Consider the following 26188-nt stretch of genomic DNA (forward strand, 5'->3'; position numbering starts at 1 on the left):
GTAATTCCGGGAGATGCTCATGCCGCGCCCTGCGCCGCCGGATCGCTTCCAACGCCGCAATGGCAGAGCAGGCCCCCATAATGAACAGGTCCGTCAGCGCATTGACCACATCGGTTGAGTTGAGCTTGCGGCCGACAAGGATCACCAGGGCCTCCTTTGTGAATTCGGCGATGATGTTGAGTGTCCGAAACAGCCGCCCGTCATATCTCCGGCCCGGGGCGAAATCACAGGTTCAGACGTGGTCCGGGTGCTCTGGCCGGAGACGGACGCAGGACTGGTCGCTCGACCAGAGTCGGCCCTTCTTTGCCTGTTTTTGCGGGTCGCCTTACCCCCTTCGCGCCCCCATATCCGCTCCACGCGCTTATGGTTCACATGCCAACCCGCGTTGTTCAGCAGTCCGGCGATCATCCGATAGCCATCTCGCCCGTCGGTGCGAGCGAGCGCAATGATGTTCTCCGTCAGCTGTTCTTCGTCGGGGGCGCTGCAGGGAACCTTGCGGTGCGTCGCGCGGTGCCGCCCTAGGGTGCGGCAGGCCCGGCGCTCGGATATGCCAAGCGCCTGCCGCACATGGTCAATGCACCGGCGACGGCGCGAAGGGCTCAGACGTTTCGCTGCGCGGTCCTGCGGTTCGCCGTGTCGCCTCGCTCAGGATCGTTCCGCACGGCCTTGAACCAGTAGTGGCTCGCGCCTCACTGTCCAAGGTCAGATCCGACACCGCGCGCCGCAGCCGCTGTTTCCGTCTCAAGCGCCTTGAGCCGCTTGAGTTGATCTCGGTTCATGCCGCCATACTGCTTGCGCCCGCGATCATACGTCCGCTTGGTTACCCCGATTTGCCGCACCTCGTCGGAAACTCCCCCGCGCCCACCGACGCGCCTACGGCCAACGCGGCTTTTATGGTGCCTGACCCATAGATGCTCGGCAATATTCCAGGTGAGGCGACAACAACCACTTCGGGAACATATCTTCCTGCGGCAATACACCGGCCATGGTGGTTGTCTCTCAACACCGTGAAGCACTTCAATCTGCCGAAGCTTCAGAACGATAACTTCTGGTTCGTCCCGCTTGCCTGCCATCTGCTGGTCCTCCTGAAGGGGATAACTCTATCCCAGTGGGGGACCACTTCAGTGGGGGCACTCCATGTCGTAGATGCCCCGTTCGGGCACGCCGCCGAACACACCTCGGGCTTGCGCCAGACACGCTCCAGCGTCGGGCGGAATTCCTCCCAGGGCGCGATGGCTTCGATCTCGACCAGCGGGTCCCGCTTGGCACCCAGGCTCGCGTAGCGGTCCGAAGATCAAAGAAACCCATCTGCGCCATCGTCACGCTCCAGCAGCCGAATGCCTCCTGCGTCCTACCCCGGCGGCCCGTCAGCGCAATTTTTCGAGATGCCCCTTACTGAAACATCGCCGGTGACAACCTCACCCAGAACTTATATCGCCGTCAGGGACAGCATCCTTTCGGTATCCGCGCAGAATTCTTATCATGGCACGAAGCGGCGCCGTGATCTTCCACGAGGTGCTGTTCAGCAAACTATCACGATGTCTGCTGACCTCATCCAGTTGTTGTACCAGCTCTTGCACCTGCTGCTTCAGAGCAGAGGTCTCGGCTGCCTGTGCCTTACCCTGTTCCGAGGCATCCTCAAGCCGGGTCCGGTAATGGGCCGTCAGGGCGACGATATCCTCGATCCGCTCACGATATTCGGCCTGTCCCTTCTCCAGCAGCTGCTGCTTTTCCGACAATTCCGCCTGAAGCTGCGCAAGCCTTGCCTGCAAGATGCTGTTTTCCTGCTGCAGATTCCAGGGCGTTGTTGCGGATCCGGTGGCGCTACGGGTCGTCGATCCCGAAGCCGGCGCGATCGCAGAGCCCAACGCTGCGGCGCTTTTATGGTCCATCACAGAGGCTCCTCATGGGGCGATCGGAATGCTCTGTCGGTACAGCAGTTGATAGTGATGTAAAAGCCGCAATGCTGCGCGACATCCTTCCAAATCAATGCAGGACGCAACCAGAGGGATCCGGGGCCAGATCTGGAAAGGCAAGAAAGCTGCTGCCGCCCTACCCAAGGCCTACCCAGCAGAAGGCGAAGCTTGTGCGTGACACGCTTTGGCCTTTCCCCTATCCAGCACCGATGTTTAAATTTTGTCTTGGACGATAAGGGTTTTAGATGCAGGACAATCTCTTTCTCGGCCCCGATGCCGATGCCCGCTTCACCCTCGGCGTATTGCGCGCCTATGAGGGCACCGGCACGATCTCGGCCGAGAAGACCGTTATCCTGAACGGCATCACCCTGTCCTACGGGACCGGCGGGCAGTTGCGGGGAAAGTATCGCAGCGGACAGGACAACCTGCTGTCGCTGAGCCTGACCTGCCGGACGCGATCGTTTCCGCAATGGCAATGCCTGACGATCCCCCTGGGCGCGATGAACCTCACGGGAGCTGCCGCGCTCGGCATCATCGCGCGCAGCTCGGCCCCCCAATCGACGGTCTCGCGCCTTACTGTTCGGTCAGGCCGGGACGGGGACTTCGTGGACCAGCCCTTCGGCAAGGCCCTGGTGTCCTTTGCGGCGCCCTCCACGCATCTTGACCTGATCGAGATCGACAAGGCCGCCAACCTGCCGCTGCAGGCGCAATGGCGAGACCTGATCCTGTTCTTCCGCCCCGGACCGCTCGAGATCGAGATCCTGGATCTGCGCTTTTTCGTCGTGTGACGCCCGATGACAGACAAGCCTTCTCTGGCCATCGTGATCCCGGTCTGGAATCTGCCCAGTGACCTGGAGCATCTACTGGACCAAGTATCCCTGATGGGGATCTTTTCCCAGATCATAGTCTCGGACGACGGGTCGGATTTGGCTTGCGATCCTGCCGCCCTGGGTTTTACGGAAGACCGGCTTGGCGGGCGTCTGATCTATCTCAGGTCTCCCAAGCAACGGGGCGCGGGCCATGCACGCAACATCGCGCTTGCTTCGGTCACTGCACAGAACCTTCTATTCTTCGACGCGGACGACCACCTAGCTCCCGGGCTGTCTGCCATCTGGCAGCAACATCTTGATGCCGATTGCCCCGATTTCACGATCTTTCGGCACAGCGATACCCGTGTCCTGGAACGCGAGGGCCGCGAAGGAACCTTCCCAACCGAGGAGGCGCGGTGGAAGCTGGCCCTGGGAACCCGATCGTCGGCGATCCTGACCCTGGCCGAGGCAATTGGTCTGTGTTCAATCAGCAACTATCCCTGGAACAAGATCTACCGGACGGATTTCCTGCGCAGCGCAGGAATTACCTGTTCGGAAACGCCGGTCCACAACGACATCCGCCTGCACTGGCTCAGCTTCCTGAGGGCGCGGCAGATCCAGGCTGACACGCGCATCGGAGCGGTCCATGTGATCCGGGACCGCGACCATCACCTGACGATACGCCAGGGCGCCGATCGGCTGTGCCTTGGACCCATCCTTCAGGATCTGGTCGGTGCCCTCCAGGCAGCCCCCAACCGGCGGATCTTCCTGCGCCAGTTCATCCAGTTTGCCGATGACCTGTGCCGCTGGAACCTCGATCACATCGATCCTCTGGTGCTGCCCGACTTCAAGCGGCTGATGATCGACCTTTATATGCGCCTGCGACCCGAGGACTTCCGGATCTTCGCCGAATGGCGTCCTGACCAAGCCGAAGAGATCGTGGCCTTCCTGCTGCGCGAAGGATGTTAAAGATGACCATCAGCTTCATTCTGACCAGCTATGATATCCATCCCTACCTGCCCCAATGCCTGCAGTCTCTGTCTGCCGTAGCAAGGCCCGGCGACGAGGTGATCGTTGTCGATGACGGATCTACCGACGGATCGGCCGAACTGATCGCAGAGGGGCTTGCCGATTTCGGCTTCGATCCCGGTGTCAGCCTGCAGCCGGTCTGCCTGGGAACAAACACCATGGGCGGCGTCGGGATCCCCGCCAATATCGGCCTGTCGATGGCCAGGCGGGACATCGTCTTCTTCGTGGACGGGGACGACTGGATCATTCCTGAGGGCTTCAACCGTGCCCGTGCGCAAATGACGCTGACCCCCGCAGATATCCTGATCGCGAATTACAGGGTCTTTGATGACACGCACCAAGCATCCGCCCGGTCTGCAGACGGCAGCCACTGGCACCGGCTGGCCCACAAAGGCGACATCCAGACCCTGCGCCTTCAGGCGCTGTCCCTGATCGGCGTGCCATGGCGCAAGTTCTATCGCCGCAGCTTTCTTGAGGAACGGGGACTGCGCTTTCCCGAAGGCGATTTTTTTTATGAAGACAACCCCTTCCACTGGGCTGTTTGCCTTGCTGCCGGCAGCATCCGGTTCCTGGATGCTGCCGTCTGCCAGCATCGCGTGAACCGACCAGGACAAACCATGGGCGAAAGCGGCATGGCACTTGCCGCCTTCTTCACCCACTTCCGGACAATCAGCCGGATGCTGCACCAGGACGATGCCGAGCATCACCTGCTGGCTGTGACATGGCTTCTCGAGAACATGGCATGGCATTGCGACCGGCTGTCCCCTGATGCTCTCTATCCCTATGCGGTCCAAGCCTCCGCGACCCTGTCCGCCATTCCAGAACCGCTGTGGTCCAGGGCACTGGAACGAAACGGACATTTGCACCCGGTCTGGACAGCCGCAGACCGGCTGCGGCAGGGAGATGTCTCGGGACAGGTCGGCAGTTGGGAACATGCAAGGCTGCATCGCCGCCTGACAGAAATCGAAACCCACCTGGGAGGCATCGCAGAAACAACGAAGGACTCCCTGGCCCGCCTTCGCGGTCAGGATGCCGCCGACCGTTTTGCGGCGATCCAGGCGACTTTCGGGAAACCGGTCTCATAGTCCAGGAGCGAATTTTCCTAACCAAGGACAGCTTGCCATTCGACGCAACTATGGCCTTTCCATGTTACTGAGTTGAGATGCAGATGTCGCTGAATCCTCGTGAAACGAAAAGTGGTCGTGCTTCTCATGGCGATATCACGCTTGAGGCGGCCTGTGTCCTGCATCTTCTGGGGCGGAAGAAATCCGCCCTTCTGCTTGTAAAGAAACTTATCGAGAAACAGCAGCTTTCAGTTGTCGAGGATAATCTGGAGCTTCTGGCAAAAAACCATCTTTCTTTCGCCCTCCTCTGCTTGAACGAACTCGCAGGCAGTGATCATGAAGGCCTGGAGCGCTGCTGGGCTGCGATCAGCCGGGGAACTTCTGGAAGGCTGATGGAGCCAGAGCTTCTACAGGCTCGTCTGCAGCATATTGAAGGCCCTGGAAATGCTGACGCCTTCCTGTCCGAAACCGGAGCGGACCTTTGCTATGTCCTGGCGGTCAGTCTCCCCCAGGATGCAACCGGATACTCGATGAGAACCCAGTCCGTGGTGCCTGCCCTGCAGGATCATGGGTTGACAGTGCATTGCCTGACGCGACCCGGATTTCCATGGCATCGCGGTTTGTCAGGTCCGGCAGAGCCTGTTCAAATCGGACCTGTAACCTATCATCGCAGCGGCAATGAAGCCCATCGCATTCCTGATGAATTTGCCAGTTTCTATGCTGCTGAAAGGGAACTGATCGATAGGCTCTCCGAACTGCGGCCTAAGGCCGTCATGGCAGCATCCAATCATCAGACAGCCACCCCGGCATTGCTTGCAGCCCGCCGTCTTGATTTGCCTTTCATCTACGATGTCAGGGGCTTTTGGGAATATTCCCGTTCAGCCAACGATCCTGCATGGGGCGCAAGTGACGGCTATCGGATTGCCTGTGAGTTGGAAACGCTGACTGTAAGAAATTCGGATTTGGTTTTGACCCTGAATGCTGCCATGCGCGATGAACTCTTGTTGCGTGGGGTTGCCCCTGAAAAAATATGCCTTTTCCCCAATGCCGCAGATCCCGATCGCTTCTTTCCCAGAGAGCGGTCCCGCTCTCTGTCGGAAAGGCTGCAGATAAACCCTGATACCCCGGTCATTGGCTATATCGGATCGTTCAACGCCTATGAGGGTTTGGAGGATCTGCTGTCTGCGGGCATTACCCTGTCCCGGAAAGGATATGACTTCCGCATGATCCTTGTCGGCAGCGACCAGGGATCGGCTACCGGGATATTTGATAGCCTCCGTTGCCAGGCAGAGGAAGCGGGAATTTCCGGAAAGGTCATCCTCCCGGGACGTATTCCGGCCGAAGATGTGGCGGAATGGTATTCCCTGATAGATATATCTCCGCTTCCCCGCAGGTCTGCAGAAGTGACACGAAAGGTTCCGGCGCTGAAGCCACTGGAAGCAATGGCAATGGGCAAGTGTCTCGTCGTACCGGACCTGCCGCCGATGATCGAGATTGTTCAGCATGGGCATTCCGGAATGATCTACCGGCAGGGCTGTCACGACAGCTTGGTCGAGACGCTGGCCATCTTGATCAAGGACAAGGACCTGCGTCAAAAGCTGGGAGCCGAAGCGCGTAGGTGGGTCTCGCAAGAGCGGAACTGGTCGGTCGCATCCGCTGCCGCCGCAGATCGGATCAAGAAACTGCTGGCGACGGCCTAGTTGCGGCAGCATTGCCTCCAAAAGCTGAAGCTCTGGGGGCTTCGACTGCGAGGGCCTGGAAGGTTGGCTATTTCGCACGATGGCGGTTGGGTTGGCCGCGCCTTGGCGCTATAGCGGCGGCAAGGGGCGGGTGACGCCCAGGCGACAGGATCGGACGAAAACGATGAAGATACTCCTGGTGGGTGCGGGGCTGTCGGGGGCGGTCATCGCGCGCGAGTTGGCCGAGGCGGGGCACCAGTGCCGCGTCATCGATGCCCGGTCCCATATCGCGGGCAATTGCCACACAGAACGCGATGCGGATACAGGCGTTATGATGCATGTCTATGGCCCGCATATCTTCCACACCGACGACCAGGGTGTCTGGAACTATGTCAACCGCTTCGCCCGCTTCCTGCCCTTTCAGAACCGGGTCAAGACGACCTCCCAAGGCCGGGTCTATTCGCTGCCCATCAATCTGCTGACCATTAACCAGTTCTTCGGCACCACCCTGCGTCCCGACGAGGCCCGCGCCTTTATCGAGGAAAAGGCGGACACCAGCATCACCGACCCCCAAACCTTCGAGGAACAGGCGCTGCGCTTTGTGGGTCCCGAACTCTATGAAGCCTTCTTCAAGGGCTATACCGAGAAGCAGTGGGGATGTTCGCCCACTGAACTGCCGGCTTCGATCCTCAAGCGGCTGCCGGTGCGCTTCAACTACGACGACAACTATTTCTTCCACCGCTTCCAGGGAATGCCGGCCGAGGGCTATACCGCGATGATCGCATCGATCCTGGGTCACCCCGGCATCACGGTCGAACTGAACACCGAATACCATCCCGACATGGCGGGCGATGCCGACCATGTCTTCTGGTCGGGCCCATTGGACGGATATTTCAATTATTGCCTGGGACGCTTGGGCTATCGCACGCTGGATTTCGAGCGGTTCACCTATCAGGGCGACTACCAGGGCTGCGCGGTGATGAACTATGGCGACCGCGACGTGCCCCATACCCGCATCACCGAGCATAAGCATTTCAGCCCTTGGGAAATCCACGAAGGTTCGATCTGCTATCGCGAATACTCCCGCGCGGCCGAGTCCGGCGACATTCCCTACTATCCGATCCGCATGGTTGAGGAAAAGGAACTGCTGGCGCAGTATGTCAGGCTGGCAGAGGAAACCCAGAGCGTGACCTTTGTGGGACGCCTGGGCACCTATCGTTATCTGGACATGGACGTGACCATCCGGGAGGCGTTGGATACAGTTGGGCACTTCATGGCCCAGCAGGAAAGCGGCCAAGCCTTTCCTGCCTTCTTCATAGCCCCCTTCTGACGATCAGCACGCAAAAGCAAGGGCTTCGCGCAGGCCTTATCCTCAGGCCGAGGTGACAATCTTTCTTACTTCGGCTTCGGAATTTCCCCTGAGACAGGCAAGAACCGCGGCGCCAAGAATCCCTTTGCGGAGCAACATGCGGGGGATGGCGTGGCCGGCGTTGGCGACCTGGATCTGGTGCAGCCGGTCGCCTCCTGTCCGGGCGAGACGATCAACATGCCGGGCATCCAGGGTCGAGGGATCGAAGAAGGCATAAACCGAGTCCACATGGCGAAAGCCCTCGCTAGCATCCCTGTAGGACCCCTCCCAGTTCAAGGACCGACCGGGTGCAAAGCGCGTCTCCCACGGCACGAGATCGGCCGCCAGGGTCGATACAGGCTGCAGAGCCACCACATTCGAGGCGCCCAGGAGATCTGCAAAGGCCAGGGCCCCAAAGCCGCCCATGCTGGACCCATAAGTATGGATGCGCCCATAGCGAGAGCGGAAAGCCTCTACCTCCGGACGCTTAAAGCCATTGCGCAGGGCCGAAGGCCGGAACCAGTTTGCAGAAGACGTCAGGACGGACAGAACGGCAAATCCGTTCTTGAGCAAAAACTCCTCACCAAAGCCCTTGCGCGCCTTGTTCCTGCGGTCAATCGTGGTGTCGGCGGCCTCGAAGGTGACCACCAAATCGGTGGCCCTCTCGGGTGCCACCATGCGCAAGAGATAGGGTCCCTCTTCGATGACATGCGCCATCATCGGCGTCGCATCCGCATTTGATGTCTTGAGAACGGGCGCCGCAATACGGTCCTGGCGCGCCAGCGGCGGAGGCCCCGGCAGCTCGATAGCCGCGGGCTCGATATCGGGTTTGAGACCGAACGGCGCCAAGGCTTCAAAGTATTCGGCATAACGCCGCTTGTACAACGTCTTCATGCTGTCCAGTCTTTCGCGCGACAGGAACTCATCAAGCGTATCAGCCAAGCCGCGTTTTACGAATTCTTCGATTGACAGGTTTGGCAGGCCGAAATGATTGGTCAGTTCGGACACGCGATTGTCCTGCGTCAGGAAGATCGTAGGCTGCCCTGCCTGCAAGGCCGCGACGCCGCCATGGAAGCGGTCACCAATGAAGACATCGTGGCGCAAGGAGGCCTGGCGCCACGCACTGGCTTCGTTGAAGTAATAGTAGCGATGGAAACCAACATCGGTCTTGGCATGCTTTGAAAGCCATGCGTTGACAGGCCCTGCAACGACCTCCGACGCGCCTTCGATGTATAGACCGGCCATGGCGGTAAGGTCGCCATAGGTCAGGAACTCATCCTGGAAGACATAGGCCGCCCTGACAGTCCTGAATGCCTTTGCCAGCTCGATCCCGCGAGGCACGATCCGGCCACGGTGCATGCTGAGATGCCCTGCGGTCATCACATCCGCCGCATGGCTCTTTTCGCGTGCCGCCGCGCCGTCGACCTTCAGGATTGAATGGGGATAGGCATAAAGGCTGGGGCATCCCAAGACAGAAGCATTGCGAAAGCCGTTCTCCAAAAGCCAGTTCGCCGTCTTCTCGCCCCGCACCCCGAAGACCAGGGCATGCTGGTCGAAATGTGCGATCAGATCGCGATTGCCGGGCATCATATCCGCAAGCGAATGCGAGCCTTGCAGACCACAGCCCAAGACGATGAAGGGCACGCGGTCGTCCAAGGCATGCAACGCCCTGACCAGGGTCGACCCATCGTGATCGGGGCGGATAAAATTCGCCATCGAAATGATGATCAGATCGAAACTGTCGGCAAGAACTTGGGCATAGCGCTTGCCAAGCTTCTTTTGCAGCATCGCGATATTGCCGTAGGCCGAACCCTGGGCCGACTTGGAAAAGGTTTTGGCAGGGGCCTCGGCATGAATGATATTGCCGCGGTTGCCCGTAAGCCTGTGGGTTGTCAGAAGGCCGCCGAGCGAATCCGTAACCGAGGGCTGAACGCCCAGAAGATGTGGCAAGCTCGCCTCGGGACGGAAGGCGGCCAAGCCGGGGGCATGGAAAAGGATACGCATCGTCAGCACCAAAAAATCATGTGTTTCAGCAGGAAGATCTGCTTTGCGCCTGCGGCCGCCTAGCCGCCGTACAGCTTCATCAGCAACTGGTGAAGCTTCAGGTCGTTATGGCTGCGCTGCCGGATCAGGCTCACGACAGCGTCGGACAGCGCTGCAGCCTTGTTGGTGCCCACGTTTTCCCGATGCTCCTGAATGTCCCGCAGTTGGTGGGACTGCGACAGATGACGCAACGAATCCGTCAGCTTTTCCGTTACACCCAAGAAGGTATAGTACTTGATGAACTTTCTAAGAGCATCCTCGAACGACGCGACAAAGCCAACTGCCTGGGTCAACTGAACATCAAGCTCGGCATTCTTGAGATAGCTTTCGATCGTGGGAAATCTCTTGACGAAAGCATCGCGGCCGGGATGGGCGTCAGAGCTGTTGTAGTTAAAATTCGACACGAACCGCGCAACAGGATCGCGGAATATCGTGCCGCACTTTATCGGCATTTCGTGGTTGCGCCAAATCTGAATCTCGGGCCATCCGTAATGGCCCATAATGACTTGTCGGCCCCCTCCCCGGCTTTGGTTATAAGCCGCCTGCCGCGTCGCGTTCCGGAAAGAGGGTCCAACGTTATCCCACTGAATGCCATAGAACTTGTCAAAACAGGCCTGAAGCGATTTTCCGACAGAAACCCCGGCTGTTTTCGGGATATGGACGAAAAGCATGGTATCTGACTTCTCGTAGAATGATCCCCATACCGTCTTCTTGGGAGAAAACCTGTCGCAGAACTCTGCCATGATCTCCTTGCTTGTTTCGAACTGCTGAGCAAGGTTGGTTATAGTCAGATCGTTGCTGTCCATATTCACGCTTTATGTCGTTAGTGTCTGCATGACTGAAATGCAGCACATGGGTTATGATAGCTCAATCTTGTCCTGCTGCCGTCAAGAGCACGCGTCTTCGATCTTAGGCCGAAAGCTCACTCCCTTGAGAATAGCCGCATAGATTTGTCGCCGCGCCCTCCAGGGGATACTCGCGCCTTTCATCTGCCGCCGCACCCCATAGACATAGGCCAGGACGCTGACCAATCCGGCCTCGCGGCGGCGCCACGAGGCTTCGTTGCGGGCGCCGTATTTGAACTTCCACAGACTTTTCTCGTCCATCATGCCGAAGTTCACGCCACGGTTGTCGGGCGTGTCATGCACAACCACGCTTTCAGGCACGAAGATGCCGGGATAGCTGCGGGCGATCCGGCGGGTGTATTCGGCGTCGTCGAACCAGATGAAATAATCGGCGATGGGCAAGCCATGGTCGTTGACCGCCCATCGAGGGATGAGGGCTGAGACGAAGGAACAACTGTCCACCAGGACCCAAGGCGCCCCCGGTTGGAGAAAGCGCGCCCAGTCCCAGACCGGCCTGGGGCAGTTCATCTCGCACAGGGTGCCGTCGATCCATTCGACGCGGGAACAGGCAAAGCTGGGCCTGTAGCCATTTTGGCCCTGGAACCGGTCCAGGGCATCGTGCAGGCGCTCGATGGCATTGGGCTGCGGATAGGCGTCGTCGTCCGAGACCCAGAAATACTGGGCGCCCATCTGGTAGGCGGCCTTTATCCCCGCATGAAAGCCCCCCGCCCCCCCGATGTTCCGGGGCAGGCGCAGATAGCGGATCGTATCGTCGCGGGCCGCACGCGCATCGACCAGGGCGCCGGTATCGTCGGACGAGGCATTGTCGACCACCAGCACGATGTCGGGACGTTGGGTCTGGGTCTGGATCGCATCCAGCACCTTCATCAGCTTGGCCGAGCGGTTGAAGGTGACGATCACCGCTACGGTCATGTTCAAAGCGCCCATTGAATCAGCCTTTCCGGCCTTGGTCCGCAATCTCGCGGTAAATTGGCATCAGCACTTCCTCGGCAGTGGGATCGGTGGAAAGCTGCGTCCAGGCCGCTTCCAGCCCGGTCTTCTGGCGGACCAGGAATTCCTCGTCACGCCACATCCGGTCGATCACCGCCACTGTTTCCTGGACCGTGGCACGGGGCGTCAGGGACACCAGCAGATCCGGCGGCAGCAGTTCGCCATGCGCGCCCACACGGGTCGAGATCGGGATGCAGCCATGCCCAATCGCCTCGTAGCAGACCAGGGCCAACCCCTCGTTGTTCGAGGGCAGCAGCAGGATGTCCGACCGATCCAGCAGGGCCGGGATATCGGTGTCGCCGGGAAGCTGGATCACCTTGTCGGCCAAGCCGTGGCGGGCCAAAAGCCGCCTGATGGTCGCCTCGTAGGGACCTTCGCCCACCATGCTGGCCATCAGCGCCACGCCGTTCTTTTGCGCCCAGACATCCAGGGCGCACAGGATCTCGACCACCACCACGGGGCGTTTCTGATAGAACAGCCGGCCTATGAAGCTGACATGCAGGCTGGTCTGCCGCGACTGCATCCGCAGAACCAGCGGACGGTCGGCAATCTTAGCGCGATCCAGCATTCGGCCCAGCCGCACCCGGCTGGCAGGCGCCTGAAAGCTGCCGCGGACATAATCGGCCAGCTGCCTGCTGATGACATGCTGGACGTCCAAGTAGTTGGTCCAGACGCCCGAAATGCGCGGATAGCCCCCGTTCGCGTATTCGATGATATGCGTGCTGTCGATGGTCCGGATCCAGGGCAGCCGGGCACGTAGCATCGGCAGGGCTTCATAAAGCGGCGTGCAGTGATGGATATGCACCGCACGAATGTTCTGCGCCCGGGCCAGCTTCTCGACATAGCGCGGCCAAAGGTGATGGGGCAGATAGCGGTCCAGCCGGATGAAGGTCACGTCGGAATGGTCGGGCAACTGCTGGGCAAGCCGCTGGATTGCAGGAACCGAGGCCACGACGAAGACCCGCAACCCGGCCGCCAAGGCCCACCTGACCGTGTCGAAGCCCAGCTTCTCTGCGCCGCCGACCTCCAGCCAGTGCATCCCAATCAGGATAGCGGGACGCTGGTCGCTGGCGGGTGCTTCAAGGCGCGGGATCAGAGCCGATCCTTCGCCCAGGGGTAGGGCCACCTTGTCCTTGCGGCGATCGGCACGGCGCTTGCGCAGCATCTCGGCCTGATAGCGCACCTGTTCGTACGCCATGGGGCTGGTGCGAAACAGGAAGCCCAGCCTTGCAGGGGGCTGCCAGGGCGTGGCAGTCTGCCGGATCTCGTGAGGAAGGGGCGGGCGGGGGATCGACAGGCGGATGGTGACTTCGGGGGAATCGTCCCGGATGCCGAACCGCTCGACGCATCCCAGAAAATCGGCCCCCAGATCCGAGGCACGCGGGACATGAGTGCCTTCGGTCACCTCAGGATGGGACCAAACAGGATCGTTCCCCAGCCGCAGGATGAAGTGCAGGTGCTGGGTCGGAAACAGGGTCTCGTAGATCGCCCTTGCCTCCTGGATCTGCCGGGTCAGATAAGAGACCGTTTCCGAGTCGACGGGTCTGGAGCGCGCGAAGGAGGAAAGATCCATGAGAACCGTGTTCAGCCTGACAAGAATGCCTGTTTATCAGTTGCAGAGCCAGCGTCATACCCAGACTGGGAAGGCGCGTCCATGAAGCCTTTGCAACCCCGCCCAGAGCCTCTGCCCTGGGCCATGCCTGGCATATGCCCGCGGAAGCGTCATCGCAACCGCTAGCTGTTCTGAAGATCGCGGTGATACTGCACCAATAGCGCCAGTCCAAGGGCCAGCAGGGCTAGGCTGAGGCCAAGCTGGTAGGGATAGCTGATGTAGTCCCCGCTGTAATGGGGATAGAAGGCGTGACGCATCTGCCCCACGACATGGACCAGGGGGTTCCACCACAGATAATCACGATAAGGCTGCGGGATGTCGTCGAAGATGAAGAAGACGCAGGATACGAGGAACAGCGGCCGCATGAGGATCGCCCACAAGGGCTGCCACCAGTTGACGGCCTCGAACATGAAGCAGTTCATGGTCCCCACGCCCGCAGCCAGCAGCAGCGCCATCAGCATCCCGAGCGCGACCTGATCCAGCTGGGGATCGGTCCGCGTGTCCATGAACCAGCAAATCCCCGTGAAGATCAGCACCGCCACAAGGATCTGGGTGATCGAGTTGAACAGGATGCGCCCGATCAGCGCATCGACAAAGGTTACCGCCGGATAGGCCAGAAGCGGCTTCGAATAGCGGATGGAACTGGCCACCTTTCCCGAGACATCCAGGTAAGCCATGAACGGCACCACCCCCGTGGCATAGAAGATGGCGAAGTTGGTGCCCATGGGCGGCGCCTTGAAACCCATCGAGAAGATCAGGGTCAGCAGGACAATGCCGCCCACCGGCTCGGCAACGGCCCACAGGTAGCCGCCCGCGGACCGGCCATGGCTGGTCTGCATCTCGCGCAGGATCAGGGCGCTGATGGCGCGCAGACTGGCAAAGCGGCGGTGCCGGCGGATTTCCTTCAGCTCGGAAGGGCTGACTGCTTCCTTGCGCTGCGGCAAGGGCGCCGAGGTGAAGGGCTCTGACATCTGAGACATGGAAACGCCCCCAAGCGCATCTGCTGTTCAAGCCCCTGCGATAGGATCGGTGCTAGAACTGTTCGGCGGGCTTATGTATGAGGGCGCGCAAGAGATCAACAAAACAGGCGGGGTAAGCGCATGTCCGCCCACGACCAGAAATCCAGTTCCTTGGCAATCACCCCGGCTCCGACCCTGGAGGATGGTGCCGTCGTGCCACCGTCCCAGGAGGATCAAAGGCAGGGTGCGAGGGCACCGGCCAGGCACTCGGCCCCGGGCAAGAAGCCGCCCGCGAAGAAGCTGGACCCCAAGACCCAGGAACGCATCGAGGCGGCATTGCAGAAGCCCGTTCTGCCCCCCGCCAGTCCGGCGCAGGCCAAGCCCCGCCATTACGGCATGGCCGTCAGCTTTTTCCTGGTGGTGATCCTGCCCCTGCTGGTCAGCGCCTTTTATCTTTATACCCGCGCGGCCGACCAATATGCATCCTATGTGGGCTTTTCGGTCCGCAGTGAATCGGCGGCCCCCAATGCGGCCGACGTGCTGGGGGGCCTGGGATCGCTGGTTGGGGCCAGTTCGACCACGGATACCGACGTTCTTTACAAGTTCATCCAGAGCCGCGACCTGGTCGAGCGGGTGGATGCGCAGTTGAACTTGCGGAAAATCTGGTCCAAGGCACCGGACGACCCGGTCTTCGGCTTCCGCGGCGACGACTCGCTCGAGGATCTTGTTGCCGAATGGGAACGCAAGGTCCGCATCTATTACGACACCGGCATGATAGACCTGCGCATCCTGGCCTTCGACCCCAAGGATGCCCAGAACATCGCGACCGCCATCCTTGAGGAAGGCGGCATCGTCATCAATGAGCTGAACGCCATCGCCCGCGAGGATGCCCTGCGCTATTCGCGCGACGAACTGGAGCGCGCGCAGGAACGCCTGCGCGAGGCGCGCCAGGCCGTGACCGAGTTCCGCAACCGCTACCAGCTGGTCGACCCGGCCGCCGATGTCCAGAGCCAGACCGGCGTCGTCACCTCGCTCCAGCAGCAGCTGGCCGAACAGCTTGTCTCGCTGGGTCTTCTGCAGGCCAATGCCCAGCCCGACGACCCGCGCATCAGCCAGACCGAGCTGCGCATCTCGATCATCCGGGATCAGATCGAGGCCGAACGGCAGAAATTCGCGTCCAATGGCGAGAACGTGGCCTTGTCGGACGTGGTCGGCCAGTACGAGACCCTGGCGGTCGATCGCCAGTTTGCCGAAACCAGCTATACGACCGCCCTGGCCAGCTATGAGCTGTCGCGCGCCGAGGCCGTGCGGCAATCACGGTATCTGGCGCCCTATATCCGGCCCACCTTGGCACAAGAGGCCGAGTTTCCGCAGCGCGCCCAGTTGCTGGCGATGATCGCGGGCTTCCTGACCCTGCTATGGATCATCGGCAGCCTGATGTTCTACAGCCTGCGCGACCGTCGATGATTCACCTGCAGAACCTTTGCAAGACCTATACGCTGAACGGCCGCCACAAGGTGGTGGCCGACAACATCACCGCGACCTTCCCTTCGGGCATCTCGGTCGCGCTTCTGGGCCGGAACGGAGCGGGGAAATCCTCGCTTCTGCGGATGATCTCGGGGGCGATGCTTCCGTCTTCAGGCAAGATCCTCTCGACCGGGACCATCAGCTGGCCCGTGGGCTTTGCGGGCTCGTTCAACAGCGAGCTGACGGGCGAACAGAACTGCCGCTTCGTGGCCCGGGTCTATGGCATCGACACGGATGAGCTTTTGTATTTCGTCGAGGACTTCGCCGAACTGGGCGATCACTTCTGGCTGCCGGTCCGGACGTATTCCTCGGGGATGCGCTCCAGGCTCGCCTTTGGCCTGTCCATGGCCATCCCCTTCGATACCTATCTGGTTGACGAAGTTTCCGCCGTGGGCGACGCAGCCTTCAAGGCCAAGTCGAACCACGTCTTCAACGAACGGCTGTCAAAGGCCGGCGCGATCGTCGTCGCCCATTCGATGGGCATGCTGCGGCAAACCTGCCAATCCGGCGCGGTCCTGGAGCAAGGCCAGCTGACATTTTATGCCGATATCGAAGATGCCATTGCTGCGCATATGGATAACATGAGGAAAATCAAGAACGCTTCGAAGTAGCATGGGGGGCGATGCGCAGTGATCACGACTATGATCTGGGTCCGGTCCTTTTTTCCGGGATGATGGCGACGCGCGTGATGATTGTCGGCGGCTCGGGGTCTGGAAAGTCGTTCCTGGCGCTGAAGCTTTCGGAACTTGCCTATCTTCCCAGCTATCACATGGATCAACTCAGCTGGCGCCCCGGCTTTGTCCACCGCACCACGTCCGAGATGGATGCAGTGACCCGTGACATCCATGCCCGGGAACATTGGATACTGGAAGGGGGCCATTACGAGACCAGTCGGGAAAGGGCGGGTCGGGCGCATTTGCTGATCTGGCTGGATCCGCACCCTGCCCTCCAGACTTGGCGCGTCGTTCTGAGGTCGCTTCGCCATCACGGAAAGGTCAGGCCCTGTATGGCGGAAGGATGCCCTGAAAAATTCGGGCCTCACACGCTTGAGGTTGTCCGGTATGTCTGGGAATCACGGCATTTCCACAGGAAGCAGATCCAGGCGATCATCGCCCAAGCCCCATCCCAGCTGAGGATCTATCGGCTTCAAACCGCCTGGCAGGTCCGCCGGTTTCTGTCGGAATGCGTGAAGGCAAGCGATGCGCCTGGCTTTCTGGTCCCGAATGGGGCTGGGGCGGCATAGACTGCGAGGCCTCGCGGACGATGACTGTCGCAGAGCGATCAATCCATTTGCCCATAAGGATCGGACTCGGAAAATAACGCGTGGTCATAAGAAGAAGCAAAAATACAATTCTATGAGGCTCATTAAAACGGTCGTTTGAGAATGTTTTATTAGCAATCATCTTTCACGTCAGTGTTGGCAAGGGTGTAGCGTTTCCTCGTGCTTCTGATGTCTGCAGGACTTGCACCTCCGGATCTTCCCGCATGTTCCTTGCACCAAGTTGGGAGTTCTTTCCCGGCCAAAAACGCGTCTTCTGACGCCCGGCGGTAAACCGCATTACAGATCTCAATGGCGGGTATAAGGGCAGGCGGGCCTGAATTATTGATCATAAAGGGAAGGGAGTGGGGGGGTAACCGGGGGTAACCGGGGCAGATTGCGGGGCGGGGTGAGTTTACGCCGGTTGCGCGCCCACTAGATCGGGCAGCGGGGGGACGCGCTCGGCGGTCCCGTTGATTCCGAGCCGATCGCCGAGATAGGCGAAGAAGTTCACGTTGAAGGATGCCGATGTCTGCTGCTGCACCTCCTCGATGGCCTGCCTTGCGGCCTCCGGGGTCGAGGAACACAGGCCCAGGGCGCCCAAGGCGCCAGCATTCGAAACAGCCGCAGCCATCGCGGGCGTAGCCACCCCTGCCATCGGCGCCTGCAGGATCGGAAGCTGGACTTCAAGCAGGTCCAGAAGCTCAGTTGTCGCGGACATCAAGGACTCCTCCCGCTTCAGACTGCGCCAGCCACCGCCAGCAGATCAAGGCTGCACGACGATCCGGATAAAAATCCAGGACTGCCTGCCCTCTCATGCGAACCTTTTCCCCGATCCCGCATCCAATGACCAAGGCCGGGCGGATCCGGCCTGTCATGAAGAGGTGTTCACATGCTTCGGTCCATCCCCGCTCTTGCCGCTGGCCTGCTGCTCGGCGTCCTGCCCTTCTCGCTCGTGGCTCAGACGCCCCTTGACTCGGCACCCCCTGCCGCGCCGTTCCAGAAGGTCAGCGAGCTTGTCACCCTGCCCGAGTTCCTGCCCGGCCTGGGCACCCTGTATGTCGATCCCGCCACCCTGCCCGCGGGCCCGTTCCTCGGCTATGACCACGACGGCAAGCTCTCGGCCACGATCTACATGACGCCCATCGAGGATCTGGAGGGTGGCGGCGCCTTCAACGATCTGGCGGTTGGCAGCGACAGCGTCACCACGACGGACATCTACTATAACGCCGGTCATCCCGGGGTGGAAAAGCCCCATGTCCATGTCGTCCTTTACCACGACAGCGATGCCAAGGCGCGGCTGGCGGAATGATCATGGACCGCCGGACGCTGCTGACCCGGGGGACGGCTCTCTTGGGGGCCGTCTGCCTGCGGTCCCGCCACGCGATTGCCGCACCCTCGCTGATGATCGAGATGAAGGGCAGTCCGCGCGGCGAGGCGGTCTGGTTCGTGCCGGTTGGCCTTGCCGTAAGCCCCGGCACGACGATCCGCTTCGTGAACCGCGACCCGGGCAATAGCCATACGGCCACCGCCTATCATCCCGACATCCTGGATCGGCCAAGGCGCATTCCCGAGGGAGCAGATCCCTGGGACAGCGGCCTGCTTTTACCGGGCGAAGAATTCGAGGTCACGCTTCTTGTTCCTGGGGTTTATGATCTTTACTGCCAGCCCCATGAGCATGCTGGCATGGTGGCGCGTATCGTAGTGGGCCGGCCGGGGCAGGATCCCGGCTGGCAGGACCCCACAGCCGGACCGGGGGATCTGCCCGAGGTGGCGTTAGCCGCCTTTCCCCCGGTTCATGTTATTCTTGAACAGGGATCCGTCATGCCGGGGCATGGAGAAGCGACATGAGCACAAAGCCGCAATCGAAACCTGCCTGCGCCGAGCACCCGTTGTCCGAGGCAGCCTTGGTCGCGGCAGCCCGGCTCCGTGACGAGGCCGCGGTCCGCGAGTTGATCCGGCGGCTGAATGGGCGCCTGTTCCGGATTGCCCGTGGCCTGATGACCAGCGACGCCGAGGCTGAAGAGGTGGTCCAGGACGCCTATCTGGCCGCCTTTACGCATCTGGATGGCTTCCGCGAGGAGGCCCGGTTCTCGACCTGGATCACCCGCATCACGCTGAACTGCGCGGCAATGCGCCTGCGCAAGGCGCGTGAGCAACAAGAATATAACACTATCAAGGACCCTGCATTTCCCATTGCAGAAGTCGTGCTGTTTCCCGGCACCGAGGTTGAGCCCACGGAAGCCGCCCTTGGCCGGATGCAGACCCGCGTGCTGATCGAGGCGGCGGTGGCGGAACTGCCGCCGGACCTTCGGCTGGTGTTTCTGATGCACGAAGCCTCCGGCCTCAGCCTGCGCGACATCGCGCGCGACCTGTCACTGCCGCTCGGGACCGTCAAGACCCGGCTGATGCGCGCGCGCCATCGCCTGCGGCGGATCATCACGGATCGGATCCACGGCGGCTTCGAGACGATCTTCCCCTTTGCCGGCACCCGCTGCAGCACCATGGCAGAGAAAGTGGTGGTCTTGCTCAGGCAGCGGCAAAAGTCGCTGCCAGGGCGGGATCGGCGACCGGATTGAGACACCAATTGCGCCGCGCAGGCCAGGATTTGATGGCTGGCGGCTCCCTCTCGATCTGGATTCTCTCACGCCACTTGAACACCATGTTGATGTTGACCGCATTTGGAGGAGCCATTGGCGAAGGAGGATCGCCACGGTAGCCAGCAGTCAAGCCATCCGCGCTGGAACAACCCTGTCAGCCGCGTGTTGACCTGAAGGAGGATCTTACCATGACCCAGAAAACGCCTGACCAGACGAACCATAGTTCTAACCCTGATCACAAGAGCGAACTTCAAAGCCAGGACAACATCGCGCAATCCCCGGATGACCTGGTGGATTCGGGAAATTCCCCCGACGGCAATCGGGCGACAGGTGCCAAGACGCCGAAAGCCGGGCAGCGCGACGATTGAAGGTGACGCTGATCTCCTGACCGGCGCAAGACCGGCTGGGCTGTTCAGAACACTGCGCTGTGCAGCGGATTTCGTTGCGTGTCGAATCTGAATGATCGTTTCCAAGCACAGAGGGGAGCGATCATTCAGCCTCCGGCCAAGATGAAGGGGATCTTCATCTGCAGGTGGGGTTTTTTAACGTTTGTCCACATCATCTAACACACAGCGGAAAACGATCCGTGGCAGCGCAGTTTACGACCATAAGCCATTCAAACCGCAGCCTGGATGAGTTCATCGGTATGCTGCGCGAGGCCGAGATCGGCTTGCTGGTCGATGTCCGGACGTTTCCCCGATCCCGCACCACTCCAGCGTTCAACATCGATCTGCTTCCGAACGATCTTGCCGCGGTCCAGATCGGGTATCGTCATTGTCCCGCGCTCGGAGGCAGGCGCCCAAAGCAAGGCGGGGTCGACAGCGATCTGAACGCCCTGTGGCGCGTCCAAAGCTTCCACAACTATGCGGACTATGCGTTGGGCGAGGAATTCGCCGGTGCCTTCCAGAAGCTTCTTCTTCTAGGCCAAGAGAAACGTTTGGCCCTGATGTGTTCGGAGGCTGTCTGGTGGCGCTGTCATCGCCGCATCATCACGGACTATCTGCTCCTCGGCCCTCTCAACGGCACGGATGAGTCTTTCATCCATCATTCGGGCGGCTTCGCCATGGGTAATCATGTTCAGCTCCGTCAGGTTTCCCTTGGCATGGATGGCACAACTTCTGCGCGTGTTGGCCGTTCCCCTCGGTTCAGTTACTTCGCGATGATCAGCAACAACTGGCCGCAATAGGGGTCAGCAAAGGCAAACGAATGGGGTGGCCTGAGCTTCGTGGCGGGTTCAGGCATGAGCCATATTCTGAGAAGGCAGTCGTTCGCACCGGCCAGCGGTTCTCGGAATCAGACCAGCAAAGCCAATTCGGGTTTGCAGAGGGCGGCCAAGCGGGTGCCGGGCGCGGCCTATACCTTCAGAAACTGCGGTGTCGTTGGCATGCCCAGGTCAGTCATGCCAGTTCGCGTCCATGAGACGTGTTTCGGACCACCGACGTCGCATGACCGGGAGAGTCGTCGAGGCTCGGCTTGAGGTCGCCAAGGCTATCCCGCATGGCTCACGCCATCGCTTGGATCACCTGCGGGTTGGTGTGCAGGTTATACAAGTTGGCAGAACTGCCTTCCTTACCTTGCTATCCGACGGGGGTCCTCGACTGAGCAATCTCCCCAAGATGCGGACGAGATGCGTGCGCTTCGCTGGAAGAAAGCCTGTTTGCCGAAGGCACAGCCCATGACAATGATCCAATACTCTGCAGGCGCGACGCGAGCGATACAAGCCCCGGCTGCAGCCATGCAGCCAGCAGCCCCAAGGCGATGCCCCCAGCAATGGCGATGAAGTCTGCGGAATTCGCAGTCCAATCAACTCCGGACAGCGGCATCAGCACTTCGGGCACGACGCGGTGCAGCAGGTAGATCGGGAAGGCCGCCCGCGCCAGATACATCACGCTCCGAACCAGAAAACGAGGCGCAGGAATATGCGCCACATAGAGCAGCACGACAACTAGGCCCAAGAGGCTGAGATACTTGATCCAGCTGCCATACCAGTTGCCACCAATCCAAGCGGCCCCCGGCAGGACCACGCTGGCAGCAATCACAACCAACAGACGCTGGCGACCATCTGTTGCGGTGGCGATGCACCAGCCCACGGCAAAAAGATAGAAGACCCAGGGGACCGAGAACTGGGTTCGTCCGTTTGGCAGTGGCCAGAACTCCGGCAGTATGACACGGAACAGTACTCCCAGGCCTAGCAGGCACAGTCCAACCGCAAAGGGCGCGCGGCCCAGCCAGTCACGCGCAGGACGTATAAGGAACAAACCCAGCAAAAGCAGGTTCATCTGTATGTAAGCTTCGACAAACCAATAAAGATAGGGCAGCATCAGATGCGTCTCGGGCGTGGTGAGCGCCATGTTTCCCACGAGAAATACCGAAGCCCAGGGCACCTGCTGCCATGCCAGTGAATACCCCGCCACGATCAGCCCATAGGGCAGCAAGACGCCCAACATGGGCGCGAGGAAGCGCCAAGCATCCCTTGTACTGAGTGCTTCACGCCGGTGCTGGGCTACGCTCATCCCCAGCAGAACAACCATGGCCGCCGCGCCGCCATAGATGGGCCACAAAGTCTGGTGCGAGACGACCACTGCCAAGATCGCCAAGGCCCGCGCCAGGAGAGGCATAGGCAAACGGCTGCCTCGGAGGGCTGGGCGCTGTTCCAAGGCGGCGATGCTCAGTTGCTCCCACCGTTCGGGCAAGCCACCCAGGTGACGGTCAAGCTGCAGCGAGATCTCCACATGCCGCAGCGAGTCGCCGCCAAGACCGGTGAAGCTGTCTTCGGGCCGCACTGGGTGTGGGGCAAAGCTGCGGGTAAAGATATCATGCACTGTGCCGTCCCCTCTGGGGGCCGCCAGCCGTCGCAGGGACGGATAGTCGATCTTGCCATTGGGATGGCGCGGAAGTGCCGAACAGGCAACCGCCGCGATATGTTGCGGGCGAATGCCTGCCAACCTTGCCGTCAAGGCGATTAGCTCGCCAGACGGGTCAGGGCTGGCTACCCAGATCGTGGCGTCGTCGCCCAAAACAGCAACGTCGTACCCAGCCTCGGCCAGGGCACGTTCCAACGCGTCGTGGCCGATGCGCAATCCGGCGATCTTGGACATGCGCGACCGTCGTCCGACTATCCGGTAAAGCCCATCAGCGCCGCGTCGGGCGAGGTCGCCCGTGGCAAGTTCGCTTACCTCTGGCCCACGTGCCAGGTCCTCGGCCGTGTCGGCATAGCCCATCATCACGTTCGGGCCCCGGTAAACCAGTTCCCCTTCCGCCTCGGGATCGGTCAATATCCGCCCCGCCTCATCGCACAGCGACAGGGTGCCGCCAGGGATTGCTTGCCCGATCGCGTCCGGCGCCCCCCGCGCCTGCCGGGGCGGCAGCCAGGCAATACGCGCCGTGGCTTCGGTTTGGCCATACATAACCACGAAGCGGCCATCCCGTGCGTCCATGATCTTTGCCCAGTGCCGCACCGCCGCAGGCTTCATCGCGCCGCCAGCGACGGTCAGGCAGGTCACGCAGTTTGGTAGGTCGCTGTCCAGGCCAATGCTCTCCAGCAGGGCGAAGTGGTGGGGCACCCCGGCAAGGCTGGTGGCCCCCGAGGCGGCCAGTGCCACAGAAAAACCCGGATCAAGCACCGCGCGGTCGGCGAGCCAAAGGCTCGCGCCACGCGCCAGATGCGAATGCAGGACCGACAGGCCATACGAATAATGCAGCGGCAGGATCAGCGCGGCACGGTCCTGCGGTCCGATCTGTAGATAATCGCCGATCGCCTGGGCGTTGGCATCCAGGGCCGCCGCAGACAGGCGCACGCCCCTCCCCTGCCCCGTGCTGCCCGAAGTCTGCAACAGCAGCGACAGATCCTCGTGGATCGGCGCCGGGTGTTCGTGAAACAGCAGTCGCCAGCGATCTCCGATGCGGCGGTAGCTGGCGCGCGGGCGGAACCGCTGTTCCAGGCGCCGCGCGTTATCCGGCTGGTCCTGCGGCAAAGGCAGAACGGCATGGCCAGCAGACAAGGCCCCGGCATAGGCAGCGATAGCGGTCGGAGTCGAGGCCATCTCGATAGCAATCAGGCCACGAGAACCCGGAATGCGTTGCGCGAACCGCTGGGCCGCAGCGGCGAGGTCGCCATAGCTCAGAACACGGTCACCGTGTACCAGGCAGGGATTGTCAGCAAACACAGCCAGATGAGAAAGGGTGAACACAGGGAATGGCCTCCAGACGATGCCGCGCCCCTACGGATGCCGAGTTTTTAAGTCAACCATTTTGCGGCGCCCGTTGCTCTGTCTCTCAAGTCTGGGGCAGGCTGTTGGAGCGACCTGCCTGCGCCAAGACAGAGACCCCATCAATAGCCGGAGGAGGGTTTTAAGACAGCCGCCAACATGCGGGTGTTATTGAGCAGGTAAGCGAAACTGGCGCCCCGACATGGCGGAAACTCAGTCCACTGCTCGGCGAACAAGCGTGCTATAAAGGTCACCAAGCCCCATCGGAGTGCGGGCCTCGGGAAAGCGCCTGCTTGGCTACGGAAAAGACCAGGACGATGTCACCGTTGACCATGACCCAGTGCTGCATTGTGGGGGGCGGGCCGGCTGGTCTGGTTCTCGGCTATCTTCTCGCGCGAGCGGGTGTCGAGGTGATCGTGCTCGAGAAGCACGCGGACTTCCTGCGGGATTTCCGCGGTGACACCATCCACCCCTCGACCATGGAGATCATGCAGCAGCTCGGCCTGCTGACAGAATTCCTGCAGCTCCCTCATCAGCGCGTGCCCCGGCTTTTTACGCAGTTCGGACCGGATCGGTTGCTGATGGCCGACTTCTCGCGACTGCGGGTCACCGCCCCATTCATCGCGATGATGCCGCAATGGGACTTCCTGAACTTCCTGGCCCAGAAGGCAAAGGCGCTGCCCGGCTTTCGTCTGCTGATGGAAGCCGAGGCCCGTGAACTGGTGATTGAGGATGGGAGGATCACCGGCGTCGTGGCGAACACGCCAAACGGTCTGCTCCAGATCAGCGCCGTCTTGACGGTGGCGGCGGATGGACGGACCTCGCGCATGCGGGAAGCGGCCGGGCTGCGGGTCCATGACCTTGGCGCGCCCATCGACGTGCTGTGGTTCCGGCTGTCGCGCCGGCCAGGCGACACCGAGGAAACCCAGGGACGCTTCGACGCGGGCCAGATCTTCATCATGCTCAACCGCGGTGATTACTGGCAATGCGCCTATGTCGTGCCAAAGGGCGGCTTCGACACCAAGAAGGCGGCGGGGATCGCCGCATTCCGGGGCGAACTTGCGAAACTGCTGCCGATGGAGGACGACCGCGTGGAAGAGCTGGAAACCTGGGAACAGGTGAAGCTTCTCAGCGTCCAGGTGAACCGACTGGAGACTTGGTGGCGCCCGGGCCTTCTCTGTATCGGAGACGCGGCTCATGCGATGTCGCCGGTGGGAGGCGTCGGGGTGAACCTTGCGGTGCAGGATGCGGTCGCCGCGGCCAATCTTCTGGCGGAGCCTTTGCGCCGCAGCGCCCTGACCCATCGCCATCTTCAGGCGGTCCAGCACCGCCGCATGTGGCCCACGCGCACCACCCAAAGGCTCCAGATCCTGATCCAGAACCGGGTGCTGTTGAATGCCCTGCGCAATCGGCCGAACTTTCGGGCGCCGGTTGCCTTGCGCCTGATCTCCTCCATTCCGGTCCTGCGGGACATCCCCGGACGAATTGTCGGGATCGGGCTGCGGCCCGAGCGCCCGAACGCCGTGGTCTTTCGCACAGGGGCGATCATCCAGAGGCATTGAGCGCGAAACCTGTACACTCACCGACAACCCTGCATCCTGGTGGAAGCCTGCCCAATCACGAGAAACAGAAAAGGACGATCGCCGATGACGACGCTCTATACGATGCCCGGAACCTGCTCGCTTTCGCCCAACATCGCCGTGGCCTGGCTCGACGCGCCGGTCGAGATCAAGAACATGGCGTATGGCGACCACAAGAAAGATGCCTACCTGACCATCAATCCGAAAGGAAAGGTTCCAGCGCTGCAGTTCGATGACGGTGACGTGCTGACCGAGGCTGCGGCGATCCTTGGCTGGCTTGGGGCCGCACACGGCAAGGAAGGTTACGCCCGCGACACCGTGCTCGGCCGCAAGGAAGCTGAAGCGCTGTCCTACATGACCTCAGAGGTGCACGGGGCCTACGGGGGCCATTTTGCCCCACAGAACCTCGCCAGTACGGAAGAGGGGCAAAAGGAAGTCAAGCGCAAGACCTATGAGACGCTGGCCAAGCACTACGAGCGGATGAACGGCATCCTGAACGACAATGGCGACTGGTATCTTGGAAAGCGATCTTTCGCCGACACGTTTCTTTATGTGCTGACCCGCTGGATCGAGCAGACCCCCCTTTCGATCGACAACTACCCGGCGCTGAAGGCGCATCGGACGCACATGGAAGCCGATGAGGGTGTCCGTCTCGCGCTGAAGCGGCAGGACATGGAACCGATCGGGTAACCCGGGCAGG

Annotated in this window: 23 protein-coding genes and 2 pseudogenes; 15 read left to right on the forward strand and 10 right to left on the reverse strand. The window is 61.0% G+C overall.

Annotation, left to right across the window (positions count from 1 at the left end; genetic code table 11):
- Positions 1-79 precede the first annotated feature (79 nt).
- The 3 genes and pseudogenes from Q5701_RS17540 to Q5701_RS17550 all read right to left on the reverse strand — a co-directional run.
- Positions 80-923, reverse strand: a pseudogene (locus Q5701_RS17540) (IS3 family transposase); the annotation flags it as partial.
- A 254-nt stretch (positions 924-1177) separates the two neighbouring features.
- Positions 1178-1317 (reverse strand): annotated as a pseudogene (locus tag Q5701_RS17545) (IS5/IS1182 family transposase); the annotation flags it as partial.
- Positions 1318-1418: 101 nt separating this feature from the next.
- On the reverse strand, positions 1419-1892 hold the full coding sequence (locus Q5701_RS17550; protein ID WP_306752267.1) for a hypothetical protein: 474 nt from the start codon (positions 1890-1892) through the stop codon (positions 1419-1421).
- A 269-nt stretch (positions 1893-2161) separates the two neighbouring features.
- Between Q5701_RS17550 and Q5701_RS17555 the strand changes: the two genes are divergently transcribed.
- From Q5701_RS17555 to glf, 5 genes are all read left to right on the forward strand, one after another.
- Positions 2162-2704, forward strand: a complete 543-nt coding sequence (locus tag Q5701_RS17555; RefSeq protein WP_306752268.1) for a hypothetical protein — start codon at positions 2162-2164, stop codon at positions 2702-2704.
- 6 nt (positions 2705-2710) lie between these two features.
- The gene (locus Q5701_RS17560; protein ID WP_306752269.1) at positions 2711-3694 is read left to right on the forward strand and encodes a glycosyltransferase family 2 protein; all 984 of its coding nucleotides are present in this window, start codon (positions 2711-2713) and stop codon (positions 3692-3694) included.
- Positions 3695-3696: 2 nt separating this feature from the next.
- On the forward strand, positions 3697-4839 hold the full coding sequence (locus Q5701_RS17565; protein ID WP_306752270.1) for a glycosyltransferase family 2 protein: 1143 nt from the start codon (positions 3697-3699) through the stop codon (positions 4837-4839).
- A gap of 77 nt (positions 4840-4916) precedes the next feature.
- Positions 4917-6518 carry a glycosyltransferase family 4 protein gene (locus Q5701_RS17570; RefSeq protein ID WP_306752271.1) on the forward strand — a complete coding sequence of 534 codons (1602 nt, stop codon included), beginning with the start codon at positions 4917-4919 and terminating at the stop codon, positions 6516-6518.
- Between the two features lie 163 nt (positions 6519-6681).
- Positions 6682-7827, forward strand: coding sequence for a UDP-galactopyranose mutase (gene glf / locus Q5701_RS17575; RefSeq protein ID WP_306752272.1), 1146 nt, complete (start codon positions 6682-6684; stop codon positions 7825-7827).
- A 42-nt stretch (positions 7828-7869) separates the two neighbouring features.
- On the opposite strand, the gene Q5701_RS17580 is transcribed toward glf, so the two are convergent.
- The 5 genes from Q5701_RS17580 to Q5701_RS17600 form a co-directional block, all read right to left on the reverse strand.
- Positions 7870-9858, reverse strand: coding sequence for a polysaccharide pyruvyl transferase family protein (locus Q5701_RS17580; RefSeq protein WP_306755436.1), 1989 nt, complete (start codon positions 9856-9858; stop codon positions 7870-7872).
- A 50-nt stretch (positions 9859-9908) separates the two neighbouring features.
- On the reverse strand, positions 9909-10694 hold the full coding sequence (locus Q5701_RS17585) for a sulfotransferase family 2 domain-containing protein (RefSeq protein WP_306752273.1): 786 nt from the start codon (positions 10692-10694) through the stop codon (positions 9909-9911).
- Positions 10695-10775: 81 nt separating this feature from the next.
- Positions 10776-11681 carry a glycosyltransferase family 2 protein gene (locus Q5701_RS17590; RefSeq protein WP_306752274.1) on the reverse strand — a complete coding sequence of 302 codons (906 nt, stop codon included), beginning with the start codon at positions 11679-11681 and terminating at the stop codon, positions 10776-10778.
- A gap of 4 nt (positions 11682-11685) precedes the next feature.
- The gene (locus Q5701_RS17595; protein ID WP_306752275.1) at positions 11686-13317 is read right to left on the reverse strand and encodes a glycosyltransferase; all 1632 of its coding nucleotides are present in this window, start codon (positions 13315-13317) and stop codon (positions 11686-11688) included.
- Between the two features lie 161 nt (positions 13318-13478).
- Positions 13479-14336 (reverse strand): ABC transporter permease, encoded by an 858-nt coding sequence (locus tag Q5701_RS17600; RefSeq protein ID WP_306752276.1) that lies wholly within the window; start codon positions 14334-14336, stop codon positions 13479-13481.
- A gap of 120 nt (positions 14337-14456) precedes the next feature.
- Between Q5701_RS17600 and Q5701_RS17605 the strand changes: the two genes are divergently transcribed.
- The 3 genes from Q5701_RS17605 to Q5701_RS17615 are packed head-to-tail and all read left to right on the forward strand — an operon-like array spanning position 14457 to position 17085.
- On the forward strand, positions 14457-15782 hold the full coding sequence (locus tag Q5701_RS17605; RefSeq protein WP_306752277.1) for a KpsE/RkpR family capsule polysaccharide export protein: 1326 nt from the start codon (positions 14457-14459) through the stop codon (positions 15780-15782).
- Positions 15779-16453, forward strand: coding sequence for an ABC transporter ATP-binding protein (locus Q5701_RS17610; protein ID WP_306752278.1), 675 nt, complete (start codon positions 15779-15781; stop codon positions 16451-16453). The genes Q5701_RS17605 and Q5701_RS17610 overlap by 4 nt, the downstream gene beginning before the upstream one ends.
- 11 nt (positions 16454-16464) lie before the next feature.
- Positions 16465-17085 carry a P-loop NTPase family protein gene (locus tag Q5701_RS17615; RefSeq protein ID WP_306752279.1) on the forward strand — a complete coding sequence of 207 codons (621 nt, stop codon included), beginning with the start codon at positions 16465-16467 and terminating at the stop codon, positions 17083-17085.
- A 430-nt stretch (positions 17086-17515) separates the two neighbouring features.
- Here Q5701_RS17615 and Q5701_RS17620 read toward each other — a convergent pair whose 3' ends face one another.
- Positions 17516-17821: a nitronate monooxygenase gene (locus tag Q5701_RS17620; protein WP_306752280.1), complete on the reverse strand. Its 306-nt coding sequence runs from the start codon at positions 17819-17821 to the stop codon at positions 17516-17518.
- 171 nt (positions 17822-17992) lie between these two features.
- Between Q5701_RS17620 and Q5701_RS17625 the strand changes: the two genes are divergently transcribed.
- The 5 genes from Q5701_RS17625 to Q5701_RS17645 all read left to right on the forward strand — a co-directional run bounded on the left by Q5701_RS17625 (position 17993) and on the right by Q5701_RS17645 (position 20886).
- A complete protein-coding gene (locus tag Q5701_RS17625; protein ID WP_306752281.1) occupies positions 17993-18412 on the forward strand; it encodes a hypothetical protein in 420 nt (139 codons plus the stop codon).
- Positions 18409-18951, forward strand: a complete 543-nt coding sequence (locus Q5701_RS17630) for a cupredoxin domain-containing protein (protein ID WP_306752282.1) — start codon at positions 18409-18411, stop codon at positions 18949-18951. The genes Q5701_RS17625 and Q5701_RS17630 overlap by 4 nt, the downstream gene beginning before the upstream one ends.
- A complete protein-coding gene (locus tag Q5701_RS17635) occupies positions 18948-19679 on the forward strand; it encodes an RNA polymerase sigma factor (protein WP_306752283.1) in 732 nt (243 codons plus the stop codon). The genes Q5701_RS17630 and Q5701_RS17635 overlap by 4 nt, the downstream gene beginning before the upstream one ends.
- A 209-nt stretch (positions 19680-19888) precedes the next feature.
- A complete protein-coding gene (locus Q5701_RS17640; RefSeq protein ID WP_306752284.1) occupies positions 19889-20068 on the forward strand; it encodes a hypothetical protein in 180 nt (59 codons plus the stop codon).
- Between the two features lie 218 nt (positions 20069-20286).
- Positions 20287-20886 (forward strand): DUF488 domain-containing protein, encoded by a 600-nt coding sequence (locus tag Q5701_RS17645; protein WP_306752285.1) that lies wholly within the window; start codon positions 20287-20289, stop codon positions 20884-20886.
- Between the two features lie 391 nt (positions 20887-21277).
- On the opposite strand, the gene Q5701_RS17650 is transcribed toward Q5701_RS17645, so the two are convergent.
- Positions 21278-23890: an AMP-binding protein gene (locus Q5701_RS17650; protein ID WP_306752286.1), complete on the reverse strand. Its 2613-nt coding sequence runs from the start codon at positions 23888-23890 to the stop codon at positions 21278-21280.
- A gap of 335 nt (positions 23891-24225) precedes the next feature.
- Here Q5701_RS17650 and Q5701_RS17655 point away from each other — a divergent pair, with 335 nt between their 5' ends.
- Positions 24226-25470, forward strand: a complete 1245-nt coding sequence (locus Q5701_RS17655) for an FAD-dependent oxidoreductase (RefSeq protein ID WP_306752287.1) — start codon at positions 24226-24228, stop codon at positions 25468-25470.
- 84 nt (positions 25471-25554) lie between these two features.
- Complete coding sequence (locus Q5701_RS17660) at positions 25555-26178, forward strand: glutathione S-transferase family protein (protein ID WP_306752288.1); 624 nt, start codon at positions 25555-25557, stop codon at positions 26176-26178.
- Positions 26179-26188: the final 10 nt, after the last annotated feature.

It is taken from the genome of Paracoccus actinidiae (assembly GCF_030863885.1).
GTDB classification, from domain to species: Bacteria; Pseudomonadota; Alphaproteobacteria; order Rhodobacterales; family Rhodobacteraceae; genus Paracoccus; species Paracoccus everestensis.

Excerpts from the sequence above, each read along its gene's own strand:
- Q5701_RS17550 (WP_306752267.1), bottom strand. The coding sequence starts at position 1,892 with ATGGACCATAAAAGCGCCGCAGCGTTGGGCTCTGCGATCGCGCCGGCT.
- Q5701_RS17555 (WP_306752268.1), top strand. The coding sequence starts at position 2,162 with ATGCAGGACAATCTCTTTCTCGGCCCCGATGCCGATGCCCGCTTCACC.
- Q5701_RS17560 (WP_306752269.1), top strand. The coding sequence starts at position 2,711 with ATGACAGACAAGCCTTCTCTGGCCATCGTGATCCCGGTCTGGAATCTG.
- Q5701_RS17565 (WP_306752270.1), top strand. The coding sequence starts at position 3,697 with ATGACCATCAGCTTCATTCTGACCAGCTATGATATCCATCCCTACCTG.
- Q5701_RS17570 (WP_306752271.1), top strand. The coding sequence starts at position 4,917 with ATGCAGATGTCGCTGAATCCTCGTGAAACGAAAAGTGGTCGTGCTTCT.
- glf (WP_306752272.1), top strand. The coding sequence starts at position 6,682 with ATGAAGATACTCCTGGTGGGTGCGGGGCTGTCGGGGGCGGTCATCGCG.
- Q5701_RS17585 (WP_306752273.1), bottom strand. The coding sequence starts at position 10,694 with ATGGACAGCAACGATCTGACTATAACCAACCTTGCTCAGCAGTTCGAA.
- Q5701_RS17590 (WP_306752274.1), bottom strand. The coding sequence starts at position 11,681 with ATGGGCGCTTTGAACATGACCGTAGCGGTGATCGTCACCTTCAACCGC.
- Q5701_RS17595 (WP_306752275.1), bottom strand. The coding sequence starts at position 13,317 with ATGGATCTTTCCTCCTTCGCGCGCTCCAGACCCGTCGACTCGGAAACG.
- Q5701_RS17600 (WP_306752276.1), bottom strand. The coding sequence starts at position 14,336 with ATGTCTCAGATGTCAGAGCCCTTCACCTCGGCGCCCTTGCCGCAGCGC.
- Q5701_RS17605 (WP_306752277.1), top strand. The coding sequence starts at position 14,457 with ATGTCCGCCCACGACCAGAAATCCAGTTCCTTGGCAATCACCCCGGCT.
- Q5701_RS17610 (WP_306752278.1), top strand. The coding sequence starts at position 15,779 with ATGATTCACCTGCAGAACCTTTGCAAGACCTATACGCTGAACGGCCGC.
- Q5701_RS17615 (WP_306752279.1), top strand. The coding sequence starts at position 16,465 with ATGCGCAGTGATCACGACTATGATCTGGGTCCGGTCCTTTTTTCCGGG.
- Q5701_RS17620 (WP_306752280.1), bottom strand. The coding sequence starts at position 17,821 with ATGTCCGCGACAACTGAGCTTCTGGACCTGCTTGAAGTCCAGCTTCCG.
- Q5701_RS17625 (WP_306752281.1), top strand. The coding sequence starts at position 17,993 with ATGCTTCGGTCCATCCCCGCTCTTGCCGCTGGCCTGCTGCTCGGCGTC.
- Q5701_RS17630 (WP_306752282.1), top strand. The coding sequence starts at position 18,409 with ATGATCATGGACCGCCGGACGCTGCTGACCCGGGGGACGGCTCTCTTG.
- Q5701_RS17635 (WP_306752283.1), top strand. The coding sequence starts at position 18,948 with ATGAGCACAAAGCCGCAATCGAAACCTGCCTGCGCCGAGCACCCGTTG.
- Q5701_RS17640 (WP_306752284.1), top strand. The coding sequence starts at position 19,889 with ATGACCCAGAAAACGCCTGACCAGACGAACCATAGTTCTAACCCTGAT.
- Q5701_RS17655 (WP_306752287.1), top strand. The coding sequence starts at position 24,226 with ATGTCACCGTTGACCATGACCCAGTGCTGCATTGTGGGGGGCGGGCCG.
- Q5701_RS17660 (WP_306752288.1), top strand. The coding sequence starts at position 25,555 with ATGACGACGCTCTATACGATGCCCGGAACCTGCTCGCTTTCGCCCAAC.